Annotated in this window: 32 protein-coding genes; 13 read left to right on the forward strand and 19 right to left on the reverse strand. The window is 55.7% G+C overall.

Features of this window, described 5'->3' with window-relative positions:
* The first annotated feature begins 4 nt into the window (after positions 1-4).
* Entirely contained in the window at positions 5-829 is an 825-nt protein-coding gene (locus tag DXY29_RS00420) for a metal ABC transporter permease (protein WP_115021916.1), read from the forward strand.
* Positions 830-837: 8 nt separating this feature from the next.
* Here DXY29_RS00420 and DXY29_RS12915 read toward each other — a convergent pair whose 3' ends face one another.
* The 6 genes from DXY29_RS12915 to DXY29_RS13240 form a co-directional block, all read right to left on the reverse strand.
* Positions 838-993 carry a hypothetical protein gene (locus tag DXY29_RS12915; protein WP_170952065.1) on the reverse strand — a complete coding sequence of 52 codons (156 nt, stop codon included), beginning with the start codon at positions 991-993 and terminating at the stop codon, positions 838-840.
* A gap of 13 nt (positions 994-1,006) precedes the next feature.
* Positions 1,007-1,207 (reverse strand): hypothetical protein, encoded by a 201-nt coding sequence (locus DXY29_RS00425; RefSeq protein WP_115021918.1) that lies wholly within the window; start codon positions 1,205-1,207, stop codon positions 1,007-1,009.
* 55 nt (positions 1,208-1,262) lie between these two features.
* Complete coding sequence (locus DXY29_RS00430) at positions 1,263-1,454, reverse strand: hypothetical protein (RefSeq protein ID WP_244279255.1); 192 nt, start codon at positions 1,452-1,454, stop codon at positions 1,263-1,265.
* 751 nt (positions 1,455-2,205) lie between these two features.
* Complete coding sequence (locus tag DXY29_RS00435) at positions 2,206-2,445, reverse strand: DUF3136 domain-containing protein (RefSeq protein ID WP_115021920.1); 240 nt, start codon at positions 2,443-2,445, stop codon at positions 2,206-2,208.
* Between the two features lie 83 nt (positions 2,446-2,528).
* Positions 2,529-3,215, reverse strand: coding sequence for a response regulator transcription factor (locus DXY29_RS13900; protein WP_115021922.1), 687 nt, complete (start codon positions 3,213-3,215; stop codon positions 2,529-2,531).
* A gap of 117 nt (positions 3,216-3,332) precedes the next feature.
* Positions 3,333-3,524 (reverse strand): hypothetical protein, encoded by a 192-nt coding sequence (locus tag DXY29_RS13240; protein WP_115021924.1) that lies wholly within the window; start codon positions 3,522-3,524, stop codon positions 3,333-3,335.
* A 121-nt stretch (positions 3,525-3,645) separates the two neighbouring features.
* On the opposite strand from DXY29_RS13240, the gene DXY29_RS00450 reads away from it, so the two are divergent.
* Positions 3,646-3,882 (forward strand): DUF3136 domain-containing protein, encoded by a 237-nt coding sequence (locus DXY29_RS00450; protein WP_115021926.1) that lies wholly within the window; start codon positions 3,646-3,648, stop codon positions 3,880-3,882.
* 229 nt (positions 3,883-4,111) lie between these two features.
* Here the strand turns inward: DXY29_RS00450 and DXY29_RS13620 are convergent, their stop codons facing one another.
* Positions 4,112-4,387: a hypothetical protein gene (locus DXY29_RS13620; protein WP_179948572.1), complete on the reverse strand. Its 276-nt coding sequence runs from the start codon at positions 4,385-4,387 to the stop codon at positions 4,112-4,114.
* 1,281 nt (positions 4,388-5,668) lie between these two features.
* On the opposite strand from DXY29_RS13620, the gene DXY29_RS00465 reads away from it, so the two are divergent.
* Together DXY29_RS00465 and DXY29_RS13245 are read left to right on the forward strand one after the other, a co-directional pair.
* Complete coding sequence (locus tag DXY29_RS00465) at positions 5,669-6,016, forward strand: hypothetical protein (protein ID WP_115021930.1); 348 nt, start codon at positions 5,669-5,671, stop codon at positions 6,014-6,016.
* 1 nt (position 6,017) lies between these two features.
* A complete protein-coding gene (locus DXY29_RS13245; RefSeq protein WP_170952066.1) occupies positions 6,018-6,170 on the forward strand; it encodes a hypothetical protein in 153 nt (50 codons plus the stop codon).
* Positions 6,171-6,192: 22 nt separating this feature from the next.
* Here DXY29_RS13245 and DXY29_RS00470 read toward each other — a convergent pair whose 3' ends face one another.
* From DXY29_RS00470 to DXY29_RS00485, 4 genes are all read right to left on the reverse strand, one after another.
* On the reverse strand, positions 6,193-6,672 hold the full coding sequence (locus DXY29_RS00470) for a nucleoside deaminase (protein ID WP_115021932.1): 480 nt from the start codon (positions 6,670-6,672) through the stop codon (positions 6,193-6,195).
* A 70-nt stretch (positions 6,673-6,742) separates the two neighbouring features.
* A complete protein-coding gene (locus DXY29_RS00475) occupies positions 6,743-7,537 on the reverse strand; it encodes an ABC transporter ATP-binding protein (RefSeq protein ID WP_115021934.1) in 795 nt (264 codons plus the stop codon).
* Positions 7,527-7,958, reverse strand: a complete 432-nt coding sequence (locus DXY29_RS00480) for an NUDIX hydrolase (protein WP_115021936.1) — start codon at positions 7,956-7,958, stop codon at positions 7,527-7,529. Before DXY29_RS00480 ends, DXY29_RS00475 begins: the two co-directional genes overlap by 11 nt.
* The gene (locus DXY29_RS00485) at positions 7,955-8,440 is read right to left on the reverse strand and encodes a hypothetical protein (RefSeq protein ID WP_244279257.1); all 486 of its coding nucleotides are present in this window, start codon (positions 8,438-8,440) and stop codon (positions 7,955-7,957) included. The genes DXY29_RS00480 and DXY29_RS00485 overlap by 4 nt, the downstream gene beginning before the upstream one ends.
* A gap of 50 nt (positions 8,441-8,490) precedes the next feature.
* Between DXY29_RS00485 and DXY29_RS00490 the strand changes: the two genes are divergently transcribed.
* A complete protein-coding gene (locus DXY29_RS00490) occupies positions 8,491-8,682 on the forward strand; it encodes a hypothetical protein (protein ID WP_115021940.1) in 192 nt (63 codons plus the stop codon).
* Here DXY29_RS00490 and DXY29_RS00495 read toward each other — a convergent pair.
* Complete coding sequence (locus DXY29_RS00495; protein WP_114989374.1) at positions 8,666-8,851, reverse strand: hypothetical protein; 186 nt, start codon at positions 8,849-8,851, stop codon at positions 8,666-8,668. The genes DXY29_RS00490 and DXY29_RS00495 overlap by 17 nt on opposite strands.
* 146 nt (positions 8,852-8,997) lie before the next feature.
* Here DXY29_RS00495 and DXY29_RS00500 point away from each other — a divergent pair, with 146 nt between their 5' ends.
* From DXY29_RS00500 to DXY29_RS13905, 6 genes are all read left to right on the forward strand, one after another.
* A complete protein-coding gene (locus DXY29_RS00500) occupies positions 8,998-9,411 on the forward strand; it encodes a hypothetical protein (protein ID WP_115022109.1) in 414 nt (137 codons plus the stop codon).
* On the forward strand, positions 9,408-9,629 hold the full coding sequence (locus DXY29_RS00505) for a chlorophyll a/b-binding protein (protein WP_115021942.1): 222 nt from the start codon (positions 9,408-9,410) through the stop codon (positions 9,627-9,629). Before DXY29_RS00500 ends, DXY29_RS00505 begins: the two co-directional genes overlap by 4 nt.
* A 3-nt stretch (positions 9,630-9,632) precedes the next feature.
* The gene (locus tag DXY29_RS00510) at positions 9,633-10,289 is read left to right on the forward strand and encodes an SAM-dependent methyltransferase (protein WP_115021944.1); all 657 of its coding nucleotides are present in this window, start codon (positions 9,633-9,635) and stop codon (positions 10,287-10,289) included.
* 77 nt (positions 10,290-10,366) lie between these two features.
* The gene (locus DXY29_RS00515; protein WP_115022111.1) at positions 10,367-10,549 is read left to right on the forward strand and encodes a hypothetical protein; all 183 of its coding nucleotides are present in this window, start codon (positions 10,367-10,369) and stop codon (positions 10,547-10,549) included.
* A gap of 16 nt (positions 10,550-10,565) precedes the next feature.
* Entirely contained in the window at positions 10,566-11,273 is a 708-nt protein-coding gene (locus DXY29_RS00520; protein ID WP_244279258.1) for a triacylglycerol lipase, read from the forward strand.
* 170 nt (positions 11,274-11,443) lie between these two features.
* The gene (locus DXY29_RS13905) at positions 11,444-11,659 is read left to right on the forward strand and encodes a hypothetical protein (protein ID WP_370520003.1); all 216 of its coding nucleotides are present in this window, start codon (positions 11,444-11,446) and stop codon (positions 11,657-11,659) included.
* Positions 11,660-11,665: 6 nt separating this feature from the next.
* On the opposite strand, the gene DXY29_RS13795 is transcribed toward DXY29_RS13905, so the two are convergent.
* Positions 11,666-11,788: a hypothetical protein gene (locus DXY29_RS13795; protein WP_255613912.1), complete on the reverse strand. Its 123-nt coding sequence runs from the start codon at positions 11,786-11,788 to the stop codon at positions 11,666-11,668.
* A gap of 208 nt (positions 11,789-11,996) precedes the next feature.
* Between DXY29_RS13795 and DXY29_RS00535 the strand changes: the two genes are divergently transcribed.
* Together DXY29_RS00535 and DXY29_RS13250 are read left to right on the forward strand one after the other, a co-directional pair.
* Positions 11,997-12,260 (forward strand): hypothetical protein, encoded by a 264-nt coding sequence (locus DXY29_RS00535; RefSeq protein WP_136987692.1) that lies wholly within the window; start codon positions 11,997-11,999, stop codon positions 12,258-12,260.
* A gap of 148 nt (positions 12,261-12,408) precedes the next feature.
* A complete protein-coding gene (locus DXY29_RS13250; protein WP_170952067.1) occupies positions 12,409-12,558 on the forward strand; it encodes a hypothetical protein in 150 nt (49 codons plus the stop codon).
* Between the two features lies 1 nt (position 12,559).
* Here the strand turns inward: DXY29_RS13250 and DXY29_RS00540 are convergent, their stop codons facing one another.
* The 6 genes from DXY29_RS00540 to DXY29_RS00565 form a co-directional block, all read right to left on the reverse strand.
* Positions 12,560-12,814, reverse strand: a complete 255-nt coding sequence (locus tag DXY29_RS00540; RefSeq protein ID WP_115021947.1) for a hypothetical protein — start codon at positions 12,812-12,814, stop codon at positions 12,560-12,562.
* A gap of 18 nt (positions 12,815-12,832) precedes the next feature.
* A complete protein-coding gene (locus tag DXY29_RS00545) occupies positions 12,833-13,153 on the reverse strand; it encodes a hypothetical protein (protein WP_115021949.1) in 321 nt (106 codons plus the stop codon).
* Between the two features lie 368 nt (positions 13,154-13,521).
* Positions 13,522-14,070 carry a DUF1543 domain-containing protein gene (locus DXY29_RS00550; RefSeq protein ID WP_115021951.1) on the reverse strand — a complete coding sequence of 183 codons (549 nt, stop codon included), beginning with the start codon at positions 14,068-14,070 and terminating at the stop codon, positions 13,522-13,524.
* Positions 14,070-14,474, reverse strand: a complete 405-nt coding sequence (locus DXY29_RS00555) for a hypothetical protein (RefSeq protein ID WP_244279259.1) — start codon at positions 14,472-14,474, stop codon at positions 14,070-14,072. The genes DXY29_RS00550 and DXY29_RS00555 overlap by 1 nt, the downstream gene beginning before the upstream one ends.
* Positions 14,475-14,490: 16 nt before the next feature.
* Complete coding sequence (locus tag DXY29_RS00560; RefSeq protein WP_115022121.1) at positions 14,491-14,691, reverse strand: hypothetical protein; 201 nt, start codon at positions 14,689-14,691, stop codon at positions 14,491-14,493.
* Positions 14,692-15,095: 404 nt separating this feature from the next.
* Positions 15,096-15,296: a hypothetical protein gene (locus DXY29_RS00565; protein ID WP_115021953.1), complete on the reverse strand. Its 201-nt coding sequence runs from the start codon at positions 15,294-15,296 to the stop codon at positions 15,096-15,098.
* Positions 15,297-15,637 lie beyond the last annotated feature (341 nt).

Genomic DNA, 15,637 nt, shown 5'->3' on the forward strand with positions numbered 1-15,637 from the left:
TCCGATGGAGCTCTTGCTGGAACCCCTCAGTCACGCCTTCATGGTCAAGGCGCTAATGATCAGTGCCCTGGTTGGGGGCGTTTGTGGGCTGTTGTCCTGCTTCATGACTCTGAAGGGATGGGCGCTGATGGGCGATGCCGTCTCCCATGCCGTCCTTCCCGGCGTTGTGGTTGCCTACGCCCTTGGCCTGCCCTTTTCACTGGGGGCGTTCGTCTTCGGTGTCGGTTCTGTTGCTGCCATCGGCTTTGTTAAGCAAAAGTCGCGGGTGAAGGAAGACACCGTCATCGGCCTTGTCTTCACCGGTTTCTTCGCCCTGGGTCTGGTGCTCATTTCGAAGACCCGCAGCAACATCGATCTAACCCACATCCTGTTCGGCAATGTCTTGGGCATCTCGGCCGGGGATGTGCGCCAGACCCTTGTGATTTCCGCTCTAGTTCTGGGGTTATTGCTGCTGTTCCGCCGGGATCTCATGCTCTTCTGCTTTGACCCCACCCATGCCCGATCCATTGGGATCAACACCGGACTCCTGCACTACATGCTGCTGGGGCTTCTTTCCCTGGCCGCTGTCGCCGGCTTACAAACCGTAGGCATCATCTTGGTGGTGGCCATGCTGGTGACCCCCGGTGCCACGGCTTACCTGCTCACCGATCGCTTTGACCGGATGACGCTTCTGGCGGTGAGCAGCAGCATTCTCTCCAGCGTTCTGGGGGTGTTCATCAGCTACTGGACCGACAGTTCCACCGCCGGTTGCATCGTGTTGGTGCAGACCGCACAGTTCATTCTTGCCTTCCTCCTGGCCCCTGGGCAGGGGGTGCTCCGGCGTCTCTGATCGGTTGATCAGTGGTCGTCGTCGTCCCAGTCGTAGATGTCGTTGAACCGCTGGACGCCGGCTTCACGGAAGTGAAACTCCTCCATGGCAGGCCCGTGCCTGGAGGTCGCTTCCGTTGAACCAGCTTGGTCCCACGGCTCGCGGTAATCCTGATCGTCCTGCATTGTGCGGGACGATTCAGGAGGCTTCGGCGTCATCCCATTTGGCTTTGCCATCCAGCAGTTCGATCAGCTCCTGCAGCCTGCCCATGGTGACGCGCACATCGGCACCGTCGGGAAGGACACCATCGGCCACCACGTTGTAGTGGTCACGGCACTGGTTGCGCAGCTCCTGGAGGCGTTTTTTGGTGATGGTCTTTTTCTGTTCTGCCGTTGCCATGGCGGGTGCAGGTACTGGCACTCATCCCTAGCAGAGCAGGGTGCTGCTTTTGGGACTACCCGGGAAGGACCTGGCGAAACCCATTGGCTTCGACCACGTTGAGCGGGGTCTTGAACAGCTCACTCAACGCGGTCGGCCGCAGCTTTTCACGGGGACTGCCGTCGCCCACGATGGTTCCCTGGGTCAGAAACAGCACGCGTTGCATCTCCGGAACGATGGTGTCCACCCGGTGGGTGACTTGAACCACCGGACTGGTCTATGTGCCTATGAGGTCCTCATAACACCTTTGCTGAAAAGTCGTTCTCGGGGTTGGTGCCGTTGGCAGAATCCAATTCGTTGACAAAGTGTTGATAACAATCTGGGAACCGCGTTGACAACGCTCCCACGTCTAATTGCTCCAGCACAATCGGCCCCATCAGTCCTTGCTCGTGCTGGTCATATGAGCCAATAGCAGACGCAGAGTGATTACCAGGCTCTCGGGGTGGCCGCAGCTCAGTTCCTCAAGCCAGGGGCCATTCAACTTTTCCAGCTCTGCCAAGAAATGAAGACAAGTCATTCGACGTGAGACTTGGCGGCCTCAGGCATCGGCGCTAACTCTTAAGTCTTCAATTTGGCGAGGGTGCTTTCCAGGCTCAATTCCATGCTGAACAAAGACCGCGCCACTAATCCCCCGCAGGAGAAGCCCCGTGGTGAGGTATGGCTGCTACTCCATCCCCCTTCCTGGTCGTCGCTTACTCCGACGAGCTGATTAAGCCGTCCAGGTTGGATGCTGTCTGAGCAAAGACGGCCTCTCTCAAAGAACAACTCTCTGGCAGAAATAGCGATTCCGTTGAGGTTGCAGTACCAGGCAGCTCCATTTGTGCTGGTTATGCACGCAGTACCTTTGCGAATTCGGTGATTCGGCTGATCCGACGTTTGAGCTGGTGAGCTCCCAGAAACGTTCAATCCGACCGCTGAGTGGTGTTGTCTTTCCATTGACTGTTGTCTTGCCTGGACTCCTACGCCGCTTTTTGGCTCCGCCGATGTTCCCTCAGCGTGAGAAACAGCGCACGCGGATCGCTGTAACGCTCCGGCAGGGCCTGGTGAAGCCGGTCAAGTCGTCGCCAGCAAACGCTTTCGCGGGCCGCTGCCTCCTTCACATCATCAGCCACCAGATATTCCATGGCACGCGCGTAAACCTCTCCTGTGTCCTGCAGTTCAGCGATGGAGGAGTCATGGGTGAAGGTGATTGTTTCCATCTCTACTTGATGTCAATTGACGCCCACCATTGAGTATTGGGCGGGGCATTGATCTCTACCCCCATTTGGGGTGATTCATCCGGTCAGATCTGAACCATGCCGCAGCGCATGCCTTTCAATACGGCTTGAACCCGATTGTTCACTTCGAGGGTACGTAGCAATCGTTTGGTGTAGGTGCGAGCCGTCTCTTCGGTGACGATCAGATCCTCAGCGATTTCTCGGTCAGACATTCCGCGGGCGAGTCGGTCCAAAACCTCGTACTCCCGAGGTGTGAGCCGCGGACAGCTGAGATAAGGAAGTTCATCCGAACGAAGCGATGGACTGCGGTAGGAGTGATGTCCCATCACCGCCAACACTGCTGCTTCGAGGGGTTTGCGGTCTTCAATGATGTCGGCTTCGGCGACCACGGCTTCCAGCCATGATGCGTTGTCGTACTCCACCGGAATGGCATCGCTTAAGGCCAGCATCACAACTTTTAGGTCGTGTCGCATTTCTCTGGCTTTGCGTACTAATTCAAAACCGTTCCCTTTTTCAAGTAGATCCGTGCAGAGAAGAAGCTCAAATGATTCTTGTTTAAGATACTTTAAGCACGACTCTTCATCTGTGACAGCACATCCGATGCGGGCTCTTTCACTAAAACTTTCGCAGAAACAACGCAGAAAGAACCGCCCCTTCATGGCCAGTGCAATGCGTCCGTTGATGGCAACGGAAAGTAGGTGCTCCTCGTCGTCTGACTTGGGTTGATTTTGCAAGTATGGGGTCAAGTCCATGCGCTTCCCTACCGCCTCGCTCCATCTTTGCTGGCCAACCTGACTCGATTGTTTTTACCTTTGTCGGTCATGATAGATGAGGCATTCCGGAACTGTGAGGTTCAAATCGCAACGCACTTATAGCCAGTAGGCAGTGTCCTTGTGATCACCAGGATGGTGGGTGCGACAGATCTTGAGCCACTGGAGCGCTTTGGCGTAGTGACGTGCTCTCGCCTGATCTCCGCTGGCCTCCGCTTTGGTCAGTTCCTCACAATCTCTGGCGATGTGGGCTTCAATTGACTCCACGCTCAAACTTGCAGTCGAGGTCATCAAACTCGCTGGCTGCGCCGTTGAGCTACCCCCATCCGGGGACAGAAGGATTGTCCCCAAATGGGAGGTGATGGAGCGACCAACTTTTCTTCATACTTCCGCTTGGTTATGTCATTAAATTATGAGCGCATCCGGCCTCAGTATCAGAGAACTCGAAGCTAAATATCCGCTGTATTGCAAAGACTTAAAAATGCTCATCAAGCTCATCAGGCAGGGGAAAACAAGCTCTCAACTTCAACGAATGTTCTGTTGGCACCGTCTGCAGTTGTTGCACCGCTCACTCCCCAAGCAATACAAATCACCCGAGCTGCTGACGTTGATGATTAAGACCGAATTCTCGACAGTCAATGATGCCTAAGGAGGGATGATGTCAATCGATGCTGATTCTATAAGGACTCAGATTATGAGTCATATCTCTCAAAGGATTGCCCTGCTTGATAAAGCACAACGCTTTGAAGACAGCTATGCAGTGACTCAGGAATACAGAGAGTGGATGCTCGATCCCGGGATCCAATCGAGCTCGAGGCAGGACAGGTCATAGATGTTGCGGTCGTTACCTTCCGTTATCACGCCCTTGAAAATGCGCATCATTGATCCCATAGGTTTGAACCCTGCACCGTTGTGAGGTTTTTGGCGAAGCGGTTTTGCCCCGGGGTATCGATCAGAACGACTCCGCTGTGACCCAAGCGCCATCCCTCGCCGATGGGGATCACCCCTGGGTGGTAGCAATGATCCGAAATTAAGATGCCTAGTGCTGCCCGAGTGAATTCTTCGGGACAACAGTCGAGATGAGTGACCTGCAGGAATGCATGGCACTCGGGATGGAAAGCAACAACATCGGTACCGTTGGTTCCGCGGCGCATGCGTTGAGCGCGATGTTCTGAATCGGAATCCAAAACCGATGGCTGCTGAATTGCTCCTAAGGCCGTTCATTGATCCCATCTGGGGGTATCTAACGGCGAAGCCAAAACTGTTTAGTCATAAGGCAGAGAGTTGAATCGGAAGCATCTCTCAGCTGTACAGACTGGTCTGGAAGTGAAGCCGCTTCCAGACTTTTAATCTTGCTTAGCGCCCTAAGGCTGCAACATGTCCACAAACCCTGGCTTCCGTCACCGATGCTTAGTCTTCGTAATTCAATTTCAGTGCTCCCTCTCAGGCCAAAAACCGCTGAAGGCAGGGGGATGAGTATGAATGGCGCGAACATCTAGCTGTTGTTCTGGTACAGCTTACAAGCCTCGCTCTCAGTCAAGTGTGGATTATTCGTCGATAAGATTTGGTGCACCAAGCCGTCTTGATCATCAGAAGAAAGGTTCCCATCCCTACCTCGCTTCATGCAGGTGTTGAACGTGCAACCGCGAGGTTCATTAGGTCCGACAGTCATGTGATTCTCCATTTTTGCTAAACTGGACTTGGGACTTTTTACGTTGCCGGAATTGCCCAGACAATATTGATTGTTTCGCTGTAAAGCCCTGCAGTAGTTAAGATAGGACATGACAGTATCGATCCTCTCGCTTTTTTTAGTCAGCCATAAGGGACAAGCTCCTTCATTTGAACAGTGTTTGAACACCAACGCTTATGTGATTAAGGGCTTACCGTTGCGAACGATCGAGGTCACTTCGTTGGTGGCAGCATCAACCACCAAGTGTGTGCACATCAATGCCTTCGACTTGGTGCTGGCACAGATGTAGGCCTTGAATTCCGTTTGGAAGTAGAGCTCCTTGACCCAATGTTCGAGAGCTTCTTGCTTATGGACGCAGTACACGGCAGTTGCCTGGACCTTTCTTTGCTGGTAACAACGCCATTGGCGTGCCAGCACAAACAGCGGGATTTCCCGTGTTTGACCCCGGACATCTCCGCATGTCGAATTTGGGCTATATCACCCATTCAGTCCGTTCATGAAGAGGCAAACAACAAAGCAGCCAAACAACAGAAACGAAACGATTAGGCCATTCAAAGAGCTGTTGCTTGATCTTGAGGTTGGAATGCCAAACATCATCGACGTTTAGCTCCTTCTGGATACAAAAGAAAAGCCCCAGAGTGACGGCTCCGGGGCTTCCCCTATTAACCCGAAAGGGCCAGCCTTTTAACCCCCTCGGTACCGAGGACGAAAGCCCTGGTCGGTTCAAGCCCAAGGCCTTCGCTCGATGACCAGCGGAGCTACTAACGACACCACCGGCTTATTCAATCAACTACTTCTTGAAGTGTGCCAATACCCCCGCATGGGGACTATCGGGTTTCTCACAGTCGTGAGAAGTTCGATTGACGCGGAAGGGCCGAGAGACCACAACGCGAGATCTGAATCGGAGGTCTCAACAATGAGCAGAAGAGGAATGCATCCCTTTTTGATGGGGTCGTACAAACCTGAGCGCAAAGTCGAGGACAAGGTCGAGAAAAAGAATGACTCTGGGCCAAGTGGTTTGGAGTCGGCTCAGCACAGACGTTTCCTGAGCGCCGAGGCAGAAGACGAAAAACAAGCCGAAGCCGGACATTGAGATGAGACCGACCAAGCTCACCAACGCGCCAGAAGGGTTTGAGTACTACAGGGTCTGCGACAAGGAAGGCGTCTGCCACGTGGTCAGAGGAATGCGGGAAGTCCAACGACTAATTGAGGTGAGGCCTGGCCTGACTGTCACCAAGATCCCCTGATCGTTATTAAGCCAAGTAATCATCAGTAGCGTGCTCCGTCCGCTAGCTGTCGGAACTCGGACCACACCTCCTGTGCTTCATTCTGAAGAATCTGCTGCATCCGAATCTCCTTTTCAGGCATGGGACGGCGAATGTCGTCGTTAATCGCCCGATCGGAAAAGAGATCGTCGTAGTCGCTCCAGGATGCCGCGTAGAAGACCTGGCGGATGTTGGCCCAATAGGCGATGGAATAACACATCGGACAGCATTCACAGCTCGAATACATCACACATCCGCTGAGATCCCAGTTGTCGATGGTTCGGCAGGCCTGGCGGATGGCATTGACCTCGGCATGGGCACTGGGGTCGTTGTCTTGGATCACGCTGTTGCCTGCGGCGGCGATCACCTGCCCCTCTTTGACGATTACTGCGCCGAAGGGACCGCCCGTTTTGTTCACCACGCCTGCATTGCGCATCAGCTGGATCGCCTGACGCATGAAGGCCTGATCCTGATCAGATGCCATGACGTCCCCTTAAGAGTGCCCCAAGGCTGGCAGCGACTGAAAAGACAGCCTGGGGACCACCTTTTGAGATCTATGAAAATCCGGGTAAGACCTGCCGGAATCCGTTCTTTTCGACCACCTCCAGCTCCGTTTTGAACAGATTGCTGAGTTCTTTTGGCCGCAATAACTCGGCGGGAGAGCCGCTTTTTACGATTGTTCCGCCATCCAGGAATATGACGCGCTGCATCTCCGGAACGATGGTGTCCACCCGGTGGGTGACTTGAACCACAGTGGTTCCCCCTTGGATCAAGCCTTGGAAAATCGCCAGCAGTTGATGACAGGCCCTTAGATCAAGGGCGCGGCTGGGCTCATCCAGCACAAGCACCTCCGGTTGGTGGACCAGGGCTCGAGCGATCAGAAGGCGGCGCCGCTGTCCGTCCGACAGTTCTCCGTAACAGCGTTCACGGATGCCGTTGAGCTGCAATTGATCGAGCAGAGCACGCGCTTGCTCCCATTGCTCAGGGTTTGGCTGCTGATCACGACCGAGCCGCGTTGAACCGAAGAAACTGCTCACCACAACCTCATCAACAGCTGTCTTTGGATGAAGCCGCTGTTCCAGCTCGCTCGACACCACACCCAGGCGGCTGCGCAGCGACCAGAGGTTCACCGTTTCACTGCCGAACAGACGCAGATGGGAGTCGGGTCGAACGATCGGGTAGAGGCTGCGGTCAATCAGTTTCACCAGACTGCTCTTGCCCGCACCATTGGGGCCCAGCACCGTTGTCGATTGCCGCAGCGTCAGTTGCAGATTGAGGTTGTGCAAGACCGGGCGACCGCCCAGCCAGGCCTCGATGTTGCGGAGATCCAGCCAGGTTTCAGTGGTCATGGCCCTCCTGAAGCAGCCGTTCAATCACGATCGATAGGCGTGGCGCGACGGGCCGCAGCTCCTGCTGCCGCTCACTCCAAATGGATTCACTCAGCAGTTCGCTTAGGGAGACCAGCTTCATCTCCTGACCCTCCTTCAACTGCAGCTTGTTCAACGGCACGCTGAGGGGGCCGCGGAACACATGGGCCACCCGGTTGCCGCTGTCATCGCTGAACCAGGGCTCGAGCGCCACGCTGGGTGACCAGTGGATCTCCTCTTGAAGTTCCCGATGCACGGCGTCGATGGCTGTTTCGCCCGGTTCGAGGTGGCCGCCAAATAGCCCCCAGTGACCTGGATAGATGATCGAGTCGATATCGTCACGCAGCTGGAGCAGCCATCGACCCTCCCGCTGCAGCATGGCCAGGGCGACGGCGGGCTTCATGGGGAGTCCTGCTTGAGGCGCGACCACTGAGCCAGTCCCCCACCCCGGCCACGCGCCGTCAGCGTTCCCTGCTGTTCGTTCAGCTCGATCAGCGCAAAGAAGGGCAGACGTTGCGGTGGCGGTGGCGGCAGGCTTCGCCGATGCAGCACCTGACCAGACCAGGACAGCTCCAATGAAGCGAAGCTAAACACCAGCAGTGGCCTTGAACCTTTCAGATTGGCACTGCCACTGAACTGCAACTTAAAACCGGCCAAACAGACCTGATTGATGATCGTTAGGTCTTGATCGCAGCGTTTGAGAATCAGGCTGGCCTGCAGCCAACGCAGCAGTGTTGCGGTGCCAGGAGCCGGCGCATCGCCGCTGCGACTCCAGGTCTGCTGCAACATCCAGCAGCCCGGTAATGCCTCGATCTGAATGTGGCTGCCCCCACGGCGAATCTCGCGCTCCCGGGCTAGGAGGGCTGCGGCAGGCTTACCAGGCATGGCTGAGATCATGGGGCTCTGCAATCTCCCCATTTTTTCGGAGCCGACCCATGGAGCGCGACAAGCGCCGGACACCTCCCATAACGGACCTGCTTCTGCGGGGTCTACGCATCGGCTCCAGCACCATCGCTCTTGTCGAACTGCTCCGCAGCGATTGGATTGGAGGTGGTCTAGCCAGCCTGGCCTGGCTGGTCTTCGTTCAGGTGGAGCGGCGCCGTACCCCCCTCAAGCCTCCGTCCTGAGAATCGAATCAATGCAGTTCGGATGTTGACGGATGTAAGCGTTGAACTCCATGGCCAGCAGGCGCGCCTCAAAGGCGTCGGTGGCGTAAAAGCACGATTCCAGCTTTTCTCCGTTGGAAGTCTTGTGGCGCACTGTGTAAGCAGCCCGTCCCTGAGCAATGCTGGCCATGGATGAATCGAGCAACGGTTTCAAGCTGGCACTCCTGCCATGTGGAATTCCATAACCATTCATTCATGTTTGCGTTTCAACGCTTCGTAAAGCTGTTTGAAGCATTCGCCAGTCGTTCCGATCCCTCTGTCCGCATGGTTTTGCCCATGGTCTCTTCCTCTCTGGCGTTCAGAATCGCTCTGGCGTCTCTGCTGTCCTTGGGGACCGTTCCGGCGCTGGCCGATTGGCAACCTGTGGAGGAACCGGCGGTCTGGCAGTCGCGTCGGAGCCGCTTGCTGCCAGGTAACGGTTGGATCTTCATGGAAGCGCTGGAGACCCCATCTCTCAAAGCGGCTGAATACATTCGCTCTCCCCAAGCCGTGGACGGTGCTGTCGAGGTGGAGGCGGGATTGTTGATCCAGCGTGGAGGACAAGACCGGTGGACCCACCGAGTTCTGCCGATGCGTGCCAACTGCGCCAGCGGTCAGCTTGAGCAACGCGATTCCGACGGTGCGTGGACTGTCTACCCCGGTCGCGACGGAACTGTGGTTAAGGTCCGCTGGATTTGTGCGTTGCGATGAGTCGGCCTGCTTTTCATTATGAAAAATATGAGCGCTTCGGCGAGTCGCTGACTACAGCACGTCCCTGGAACCGTTCCGCTCTGACCGATGTGGAACGCCTTAACGGCCGTGTGGCCATGCTTGGTTTCGTCGCTGCGGTGGTGCTTGAAAAGCTGACCGGATTGGGAATCTCAGGTCAGCTCGGTGCTGCTTTGCATTGGTACCTGCAGTTGGGTTGATCGATGGCGGTTGTTTCTGTTCTTGAGGACTCCCAACGGTTCAAGTTGGATTCCTCGGATGACGCGATCTTCTATAGCGAGCCCCGCTTTGTTCATCATCTGGATGCCGGTTTTCGGGCTCGACTGACGACCCTCTATCGCGAGCGCATTCCCCCCTGCGCTCAGGTGCTGGATCTGATGAGCAGTTGGGTGAGCCATCTCCCGGAGGATGTCAGTTACGACAAGGTCATCGGCCATGGCCTCAATGGAGATGAACTGAAAGCCAATCCCCGTTTGGATCAGCACTGGGTTCAGAACCTGAACCAGGACCAGACCATTCCGGTGGAGGCTGATTCGATCGATGCCACCCTCATCGTTGCCGGTTGGCAGTACCTGCAGCAGCCGGAGCCGATCGCTGCTGAGCTGATGAGGATCACCCGCCCCCGTGGTCAGGTGATCGTCGCGTTTTCCAATCGGATGTTCTTCACTAAGGCTCCACAGGTTTGGACCGATGGTGATGACGGCGATCACCTGCGTTACATCGCTGATGTGCTGATGGCACAGGGCTGGCCCCAGCCGGAAATAATTGCCGAAGACACCCGAGCCGAAGGCGTGATGGGTTTGTTCGGTGGCAAGGGTGATCCCTTTTTCGCTGTCGTGGCTCAGAAGCCTCTCCACTAATCCCTTCACTTTTCTCGGAATTGAGTGATGGACGTTGGCCTGAATTGCGGCAGCTTGAGGCGAGAACCACAATCTCCATGAGCTTCACCCTTCCGGGTCTTCTCCCCTGGCGGTTCAGGATCGTTTTGATCGGTCAGCAGATTGTTCTTGAGGCTTCTGCAGAGGGTCAACAACTGAGCACGTTTCTTGAACCTGGTGGAAGCCGCATCCGGTGTGGGTACGACCTCATCGATGCCCCGCAATGTGCGTTGATCAAGTGATCAGCACGATCTGATCTTGTCCGGCACGTCTCGCCTGTCCCAGCCCGTTGTTATTTTCGGCGGCTTTCTGATTACCGATGAGGCGTATCGCCCCCTCGCCGATTGGATTCATCAAGCCACCGGCGTTCCAGTGCGCATCGTGCCTGCATCCAGGTGGGATTGGCTGGCAACGAGCTGGGGCTTCGGCTGGTGTCGCCTGTTGGACCGTGTCGATGCCTGTGTGTGCGAGCTTCAGAGCCAGTCTCCGACCGAGCGCGTCACCTTGATCGGTCACAGTTCCGGTGGGGTGATGTTGCGGCCGTATTTGGTCGATCAGACCTTTCTGGGACGCTGCTTCAACGGCGCAACCCGGTGCAACCGCCTGATCACCCTGGGCAGTCCCCATCAGGCTATGCGTGCCACACCGCTACGGGCGCAGGTGGATCGTGCGTTCCCCGGTTGCCCTGAAGCTGATCAGGTGGATTACGTGGCTGTTGCGGGTCGGCTTGATCCTCTGGGATCAAATGCATCAACCTTTTCAACCCGCACCTCTGCCCGTAGCTATCGCCAGATCATGGGTGACCCGGATTTGGAGGGCGATGGCCTGGTTCCGGTTCAATCGGCTCTGCTGCGGGATGCCCGTTGGATCGAGCTTTCCGATACGGCCCATGGAGGCTTGTTCGGTCAAAGTTGGTATGGCTCGCCGGATCGAATCGACCATTGGTGGTCGCAGCTGGGTGATTGAGCTCCCCGCGGCCTTTTCGCGGCGTCACGCGATCGGGCATTGTGGCGTGCTTCGGGGATCAAGTTGTGCAGGAATTGAAAGGCTTTGGTGGAAAGGCCAGCACGTCCAAGCGGAAATCAAGCAAGAAGCGCAAGCCAGGAACGTCGAACCATCGACGTGACCAATGCCCAATGGGGCGCGATCCCGGTCTCGAAGCCATTCAGGCTCGACAGTGCCTTGCGTTGCCGTTGACCGGTCGCTTGACCCTTTCACAGGTGAAGCGGGCCCACAAATTGCTGGCCGTTCAACATCACCCAGACAAAGGGGGGGATCCCGCGCTGATGACGCGTTTCAACACAGCCCGCGATGTGTTGCTTGAGCCAGAGATGGAGCTGCTTGCTGCGTGAGGCCGGTCAGTTGCTACTGCTTCGGCCGAGAACCAACCAGGTGATCAGCATGAGACCACTCAGGCTGACAACGGTGTAAATCCAATCGGCGTACGGCGTCCAGAACAGTCCCGCAACGGGGGCTGTCATCTGTCCCAGACCAGCAGAAGCACGACGAATAACGCACCGAAGACGAGGAAGGGGGTGAGCAGAGTCAGCAGAGACTGTGTTTCGATCGTTCAAGCTGCAGCAAGCGGATCATCCGGCCGTCTGTTTTGATCTGTCAAATCTCTGTCATTCAGTGAGATTCAGCCCAGAGCTCGAGGCCAACCAACGTTCAACGCGATGGAGAGGTGGAATGAACAATCGTCAGCGTCAACTTCTGGTTGTTTTCCTGGCTTCGATGGGTTTTGGTTTGTTGGGTGGCCTGGCTTATCGCGTCACGTCGCAAATGATTAGGCCGGGCAAGATTGATCTGAATCGGGCGTCGCCTGATCAACAGATCAGGCCCGCGGTGAAGGGTGCGCCGTTCCCTGCGCAAAACAGCCGCCCCAAAGGATCCGACTGTGTCGTCCCTCCTGGTGGTGGTCCGCCGGTCACGAAGGAATTCCAGCCCTGTTGAATCCATCCTTGCTGCAGGATCTCTGGACAATCTTCAAAAGAAAAAATAAAAAAGTGCCTCCTGGATGCTCGGAATTGTTTCAGTTGTTCTCTCTGATACCGAAATCAATGCGGCTTGCAGAGAATGTTCCCTCTCTTGTTAACCACGTATGAACACCGACCAGCGACTCAGCTACTTGCACCTGATGAACAAAGCCGCTGAATCTGAAGACAGGCAGAGCTACTTCTACTATCTCAAGCTTGCTGAGGAAGCACTGCAGCGCCAGGACCCTGAAGCTCTCTGGAAGCCTGCAAGCTGATTCATCGAATGATGTTGGCCTTGAAAAACCCGAATCCAAGCCCAAATGATGATGATTTATCGCGATGCAGTGTGACCGCAACATCGAAATTGAGCAGATCGGAGTTTTCGATGTCCTCACGCTTCAGGTGATGAGCATTGTCGGCTTCGAATCGATCGATGATTGAATCGCGATTGGTCTCCAGATAATCCACGACCTGTTTCAGCACATGGTCGCGCCAAGCCTCGCTGGCTTTGTTGCTGACTCGCTCAGACATGGGGGGATTGGAACCTGTCTACAGATTGAACCCAAGCCCGACGTTGACGCGAGTGCCGTAGTTGTATGGACGAACAGGAGCAAGCCAGGGCGCTGGAGCAACGACGACTCTCCGGCGTAAGGGTTCATAGACCGGGGCGTAAGTGCGGTAGTAGGGGCGATAGGTCTGTTTAACCGCCTTGGTGTAGCCCTTCCTGTAACCCTTGTTGTAAGCCTTCTGCTTTTTATGGGAGTGGTGATGGTGATTGTCATGGGCCTGCGCTGCGGGGCTCATGCTGATTCCCATGACGACAACGAGGAGCGCTGCGGTGCTGAGACGTCGTTCGAGCGACACGGTCAATCCGTTGACTAAGCCGACCCTATCCAGCCTGAATTGGAAAACCGTTTCAGCATCCCGTTCAAATATGACTGAATGCTCCTCGGGGCTTCCCGATGCTTATTCCGTGTCCGTGCGTTGCTCCAGCACAAAGCGCAAAGCCCACAGTCCGGCATAGGAGCCGGTCAGGAGGAGGAGGATCAGAATCAACACGTCGCATCCTCATTGGAGGATTGTTTTAGCTGAACTGCGTTTGTTCTGTGGATGTAGCAGTTCAATCCACTCCCACCTAGTTCGAATGTCATCGGAGGCAACCTCGGTTCTCCTTTGCTGGGTTGGTTCAAAGCTCCGATTCAGGGCTCAATCTTGTTGTTGTTTAAAGGCTCATTTGTTCATATCTTCCAGTAGCCATACCAGTCGGGATGTGGTGGTGCTTCTTCGATATTTGGGTCAGCTGTCAGTTTCAAATGCCACTGACCATTGCCTTGAATCGGCAGCAGATCATCCAGTGCGCTGTCCATCTGAACACCGTGCAGATCATCCTTGTGAACCTGTTCCAGACCCCTTAGCCAACGCTGGCGAGCCCGCGCTTTTGCGGATGCGGATGAATGCGCCACGATCACTCCGAACGAGTGCTGTTCCGCCATGGACGTGGGGTTATAGGCCCCAAGGTTGATGAACCACAGACGCTGTGCTTGATCAGCAGTGGATGAATCCTGAGCCTGCTCAACAACCTCTACGCAGTGTCCATCGACGTGGTCGATGCAGCGATAGCTGTCGATGTGCAAGCCACGGCGGAGACCGATCCATTCCTGACGCAGGGTCGGCAGCGTGGCCTCGATGGTCTCACCCACCACCCAGCGCACATCGTGTTGCTCGATATGGCACCCCTTGCAACGCCCGCCCAACACCACCAGAAACAGTTTCTTTCCGGTGGTCATTACTTCGCTGTTGACGTTGTTTCTGCATGGGCGACGACGGCGCGGCAGTGGGTGATGAATTCCTCGGCGTTCATCGTGCCCTTGGCCTCTTTGGTCTGGTGGCTGAGGATCTCAAATTGGGCGATGGTTTCGTTGGCAACTGGGCAGACCGTCGGACACCGGCTGCCTTCCAGACGTTCACCGTCCAAGGGCAGTCCGTCGTAGGGATCCCTTCCGTTACAACGGTGAAAGGCTGCATGGATGGCATCAATAGCCTCCTTCACCTGATAGGTCGCTCCTCGTTTCTTGGCGCGCTTGGTGATTGTTACCGCTGTGCGGTTCAGCAGCCGCTTGTAGGTGTCTGCGTCGATGTTGAGCCAGGTGGGTGGCGCAAAAGTCATCGGATGGCTCCTCATGCCAGCCATCAGCCGTTCCTGGTGCTCAGACTTTTTCAAGCCAGTCCATAAACAACCGCTTGATCTCCTCTTCGTTCGTTACCCGCTCACTCAGAGAGGCGGTCACAGCGCCTGGATATTCACGCTGAACAATCTGTTCAGCCTCATAGGCATCTCTTGCTTCCACAGGCTTGAACCCAGCTCCAACGCCCACTGGAGAGCAATAAAAGACGGGGAAACGACTCATCAGCTCGGTGGTTGAAACCTCCAACCGATAGCAACGATCTTGCGATGGGAGTCTCAGCCAATAACAAAGGAGCAGGCCCCTCAGCTCGCCCCTCCACGACGCATGAGAGGGACCACTGCCAACGCTTTGCACCGCCCACGCTTGGTTTCCCTCACCTGCATCACCCTTGTCCAGGGTTTTTTCTTAAGTCCTGAGCATCAACTCCTTCAGATCAATAGGTTGAGTGCACTCTGCTAAGAAGCTTTGGCTTTTGACTCTGGAGATAAGACAGACAGGTTCATTGCAGCAGCCAAGTCACGTGCGGAAGCTGCGCTGAATGAGTCTGCACCAAAACTCACGGCCCTCGAGAAAGGCATGCTCGAGTCCATGCGACAGGGAGGTAGGCCCGTAAGGCACCGCTGATCTCAGCGCATCAGTAGCCAAACGGCCAAACCTCCTAAACCAAACCCTTTGAAGAACTGAGCCCAAGTCAGGCCGTAGGTGTCGAGCGAGAAGGTTCTCATCATCAGGTTCAGAACCTCTTTGTGCTTCCGGATCAGAAGCGAGCTGTTTGCAGTGTTCAGCTGCGGAACTTGCTTGAGTTTGATCTCCCCGAGCTTTTGCACCTTTGGTGATCCGGTTTGACGCGGACTTTAGGGACCTTCTTCAAGCTTCACTGCCTCACCCCAGGCCGGATCCTTCAAGCGCTTGCCGCCTTGGCCCTGGGATAAGGCGCTAGGTACGCCACCTCCACAATCGGACAAATAGCCCCAGGAGGCAATGAGCACGACAGCTGATTGCCTGATGCTCCACCAGTGACGAGAGTATGTGCATCGAGATCGGAGGAGCCCATGACGGCCGACACTCCACCTGAGCAAACCGCAGAAGCAGCCTGACTTTTTTGGCCCCTGCTCCAACTTTTCAACCCAAACGTGAGCACTTCGTCTGTGACGACACTGTTGGTCGT

Origin of the sequence: Synechococcus sp. UW69, from assembly GCF_900474185.1 — a bacterium.
GTDB lineage: Bacteria > Cyanobacteriota > Cyanobacteriia > PCC-6307 > Cyanobiaceae > Parasynechococcus.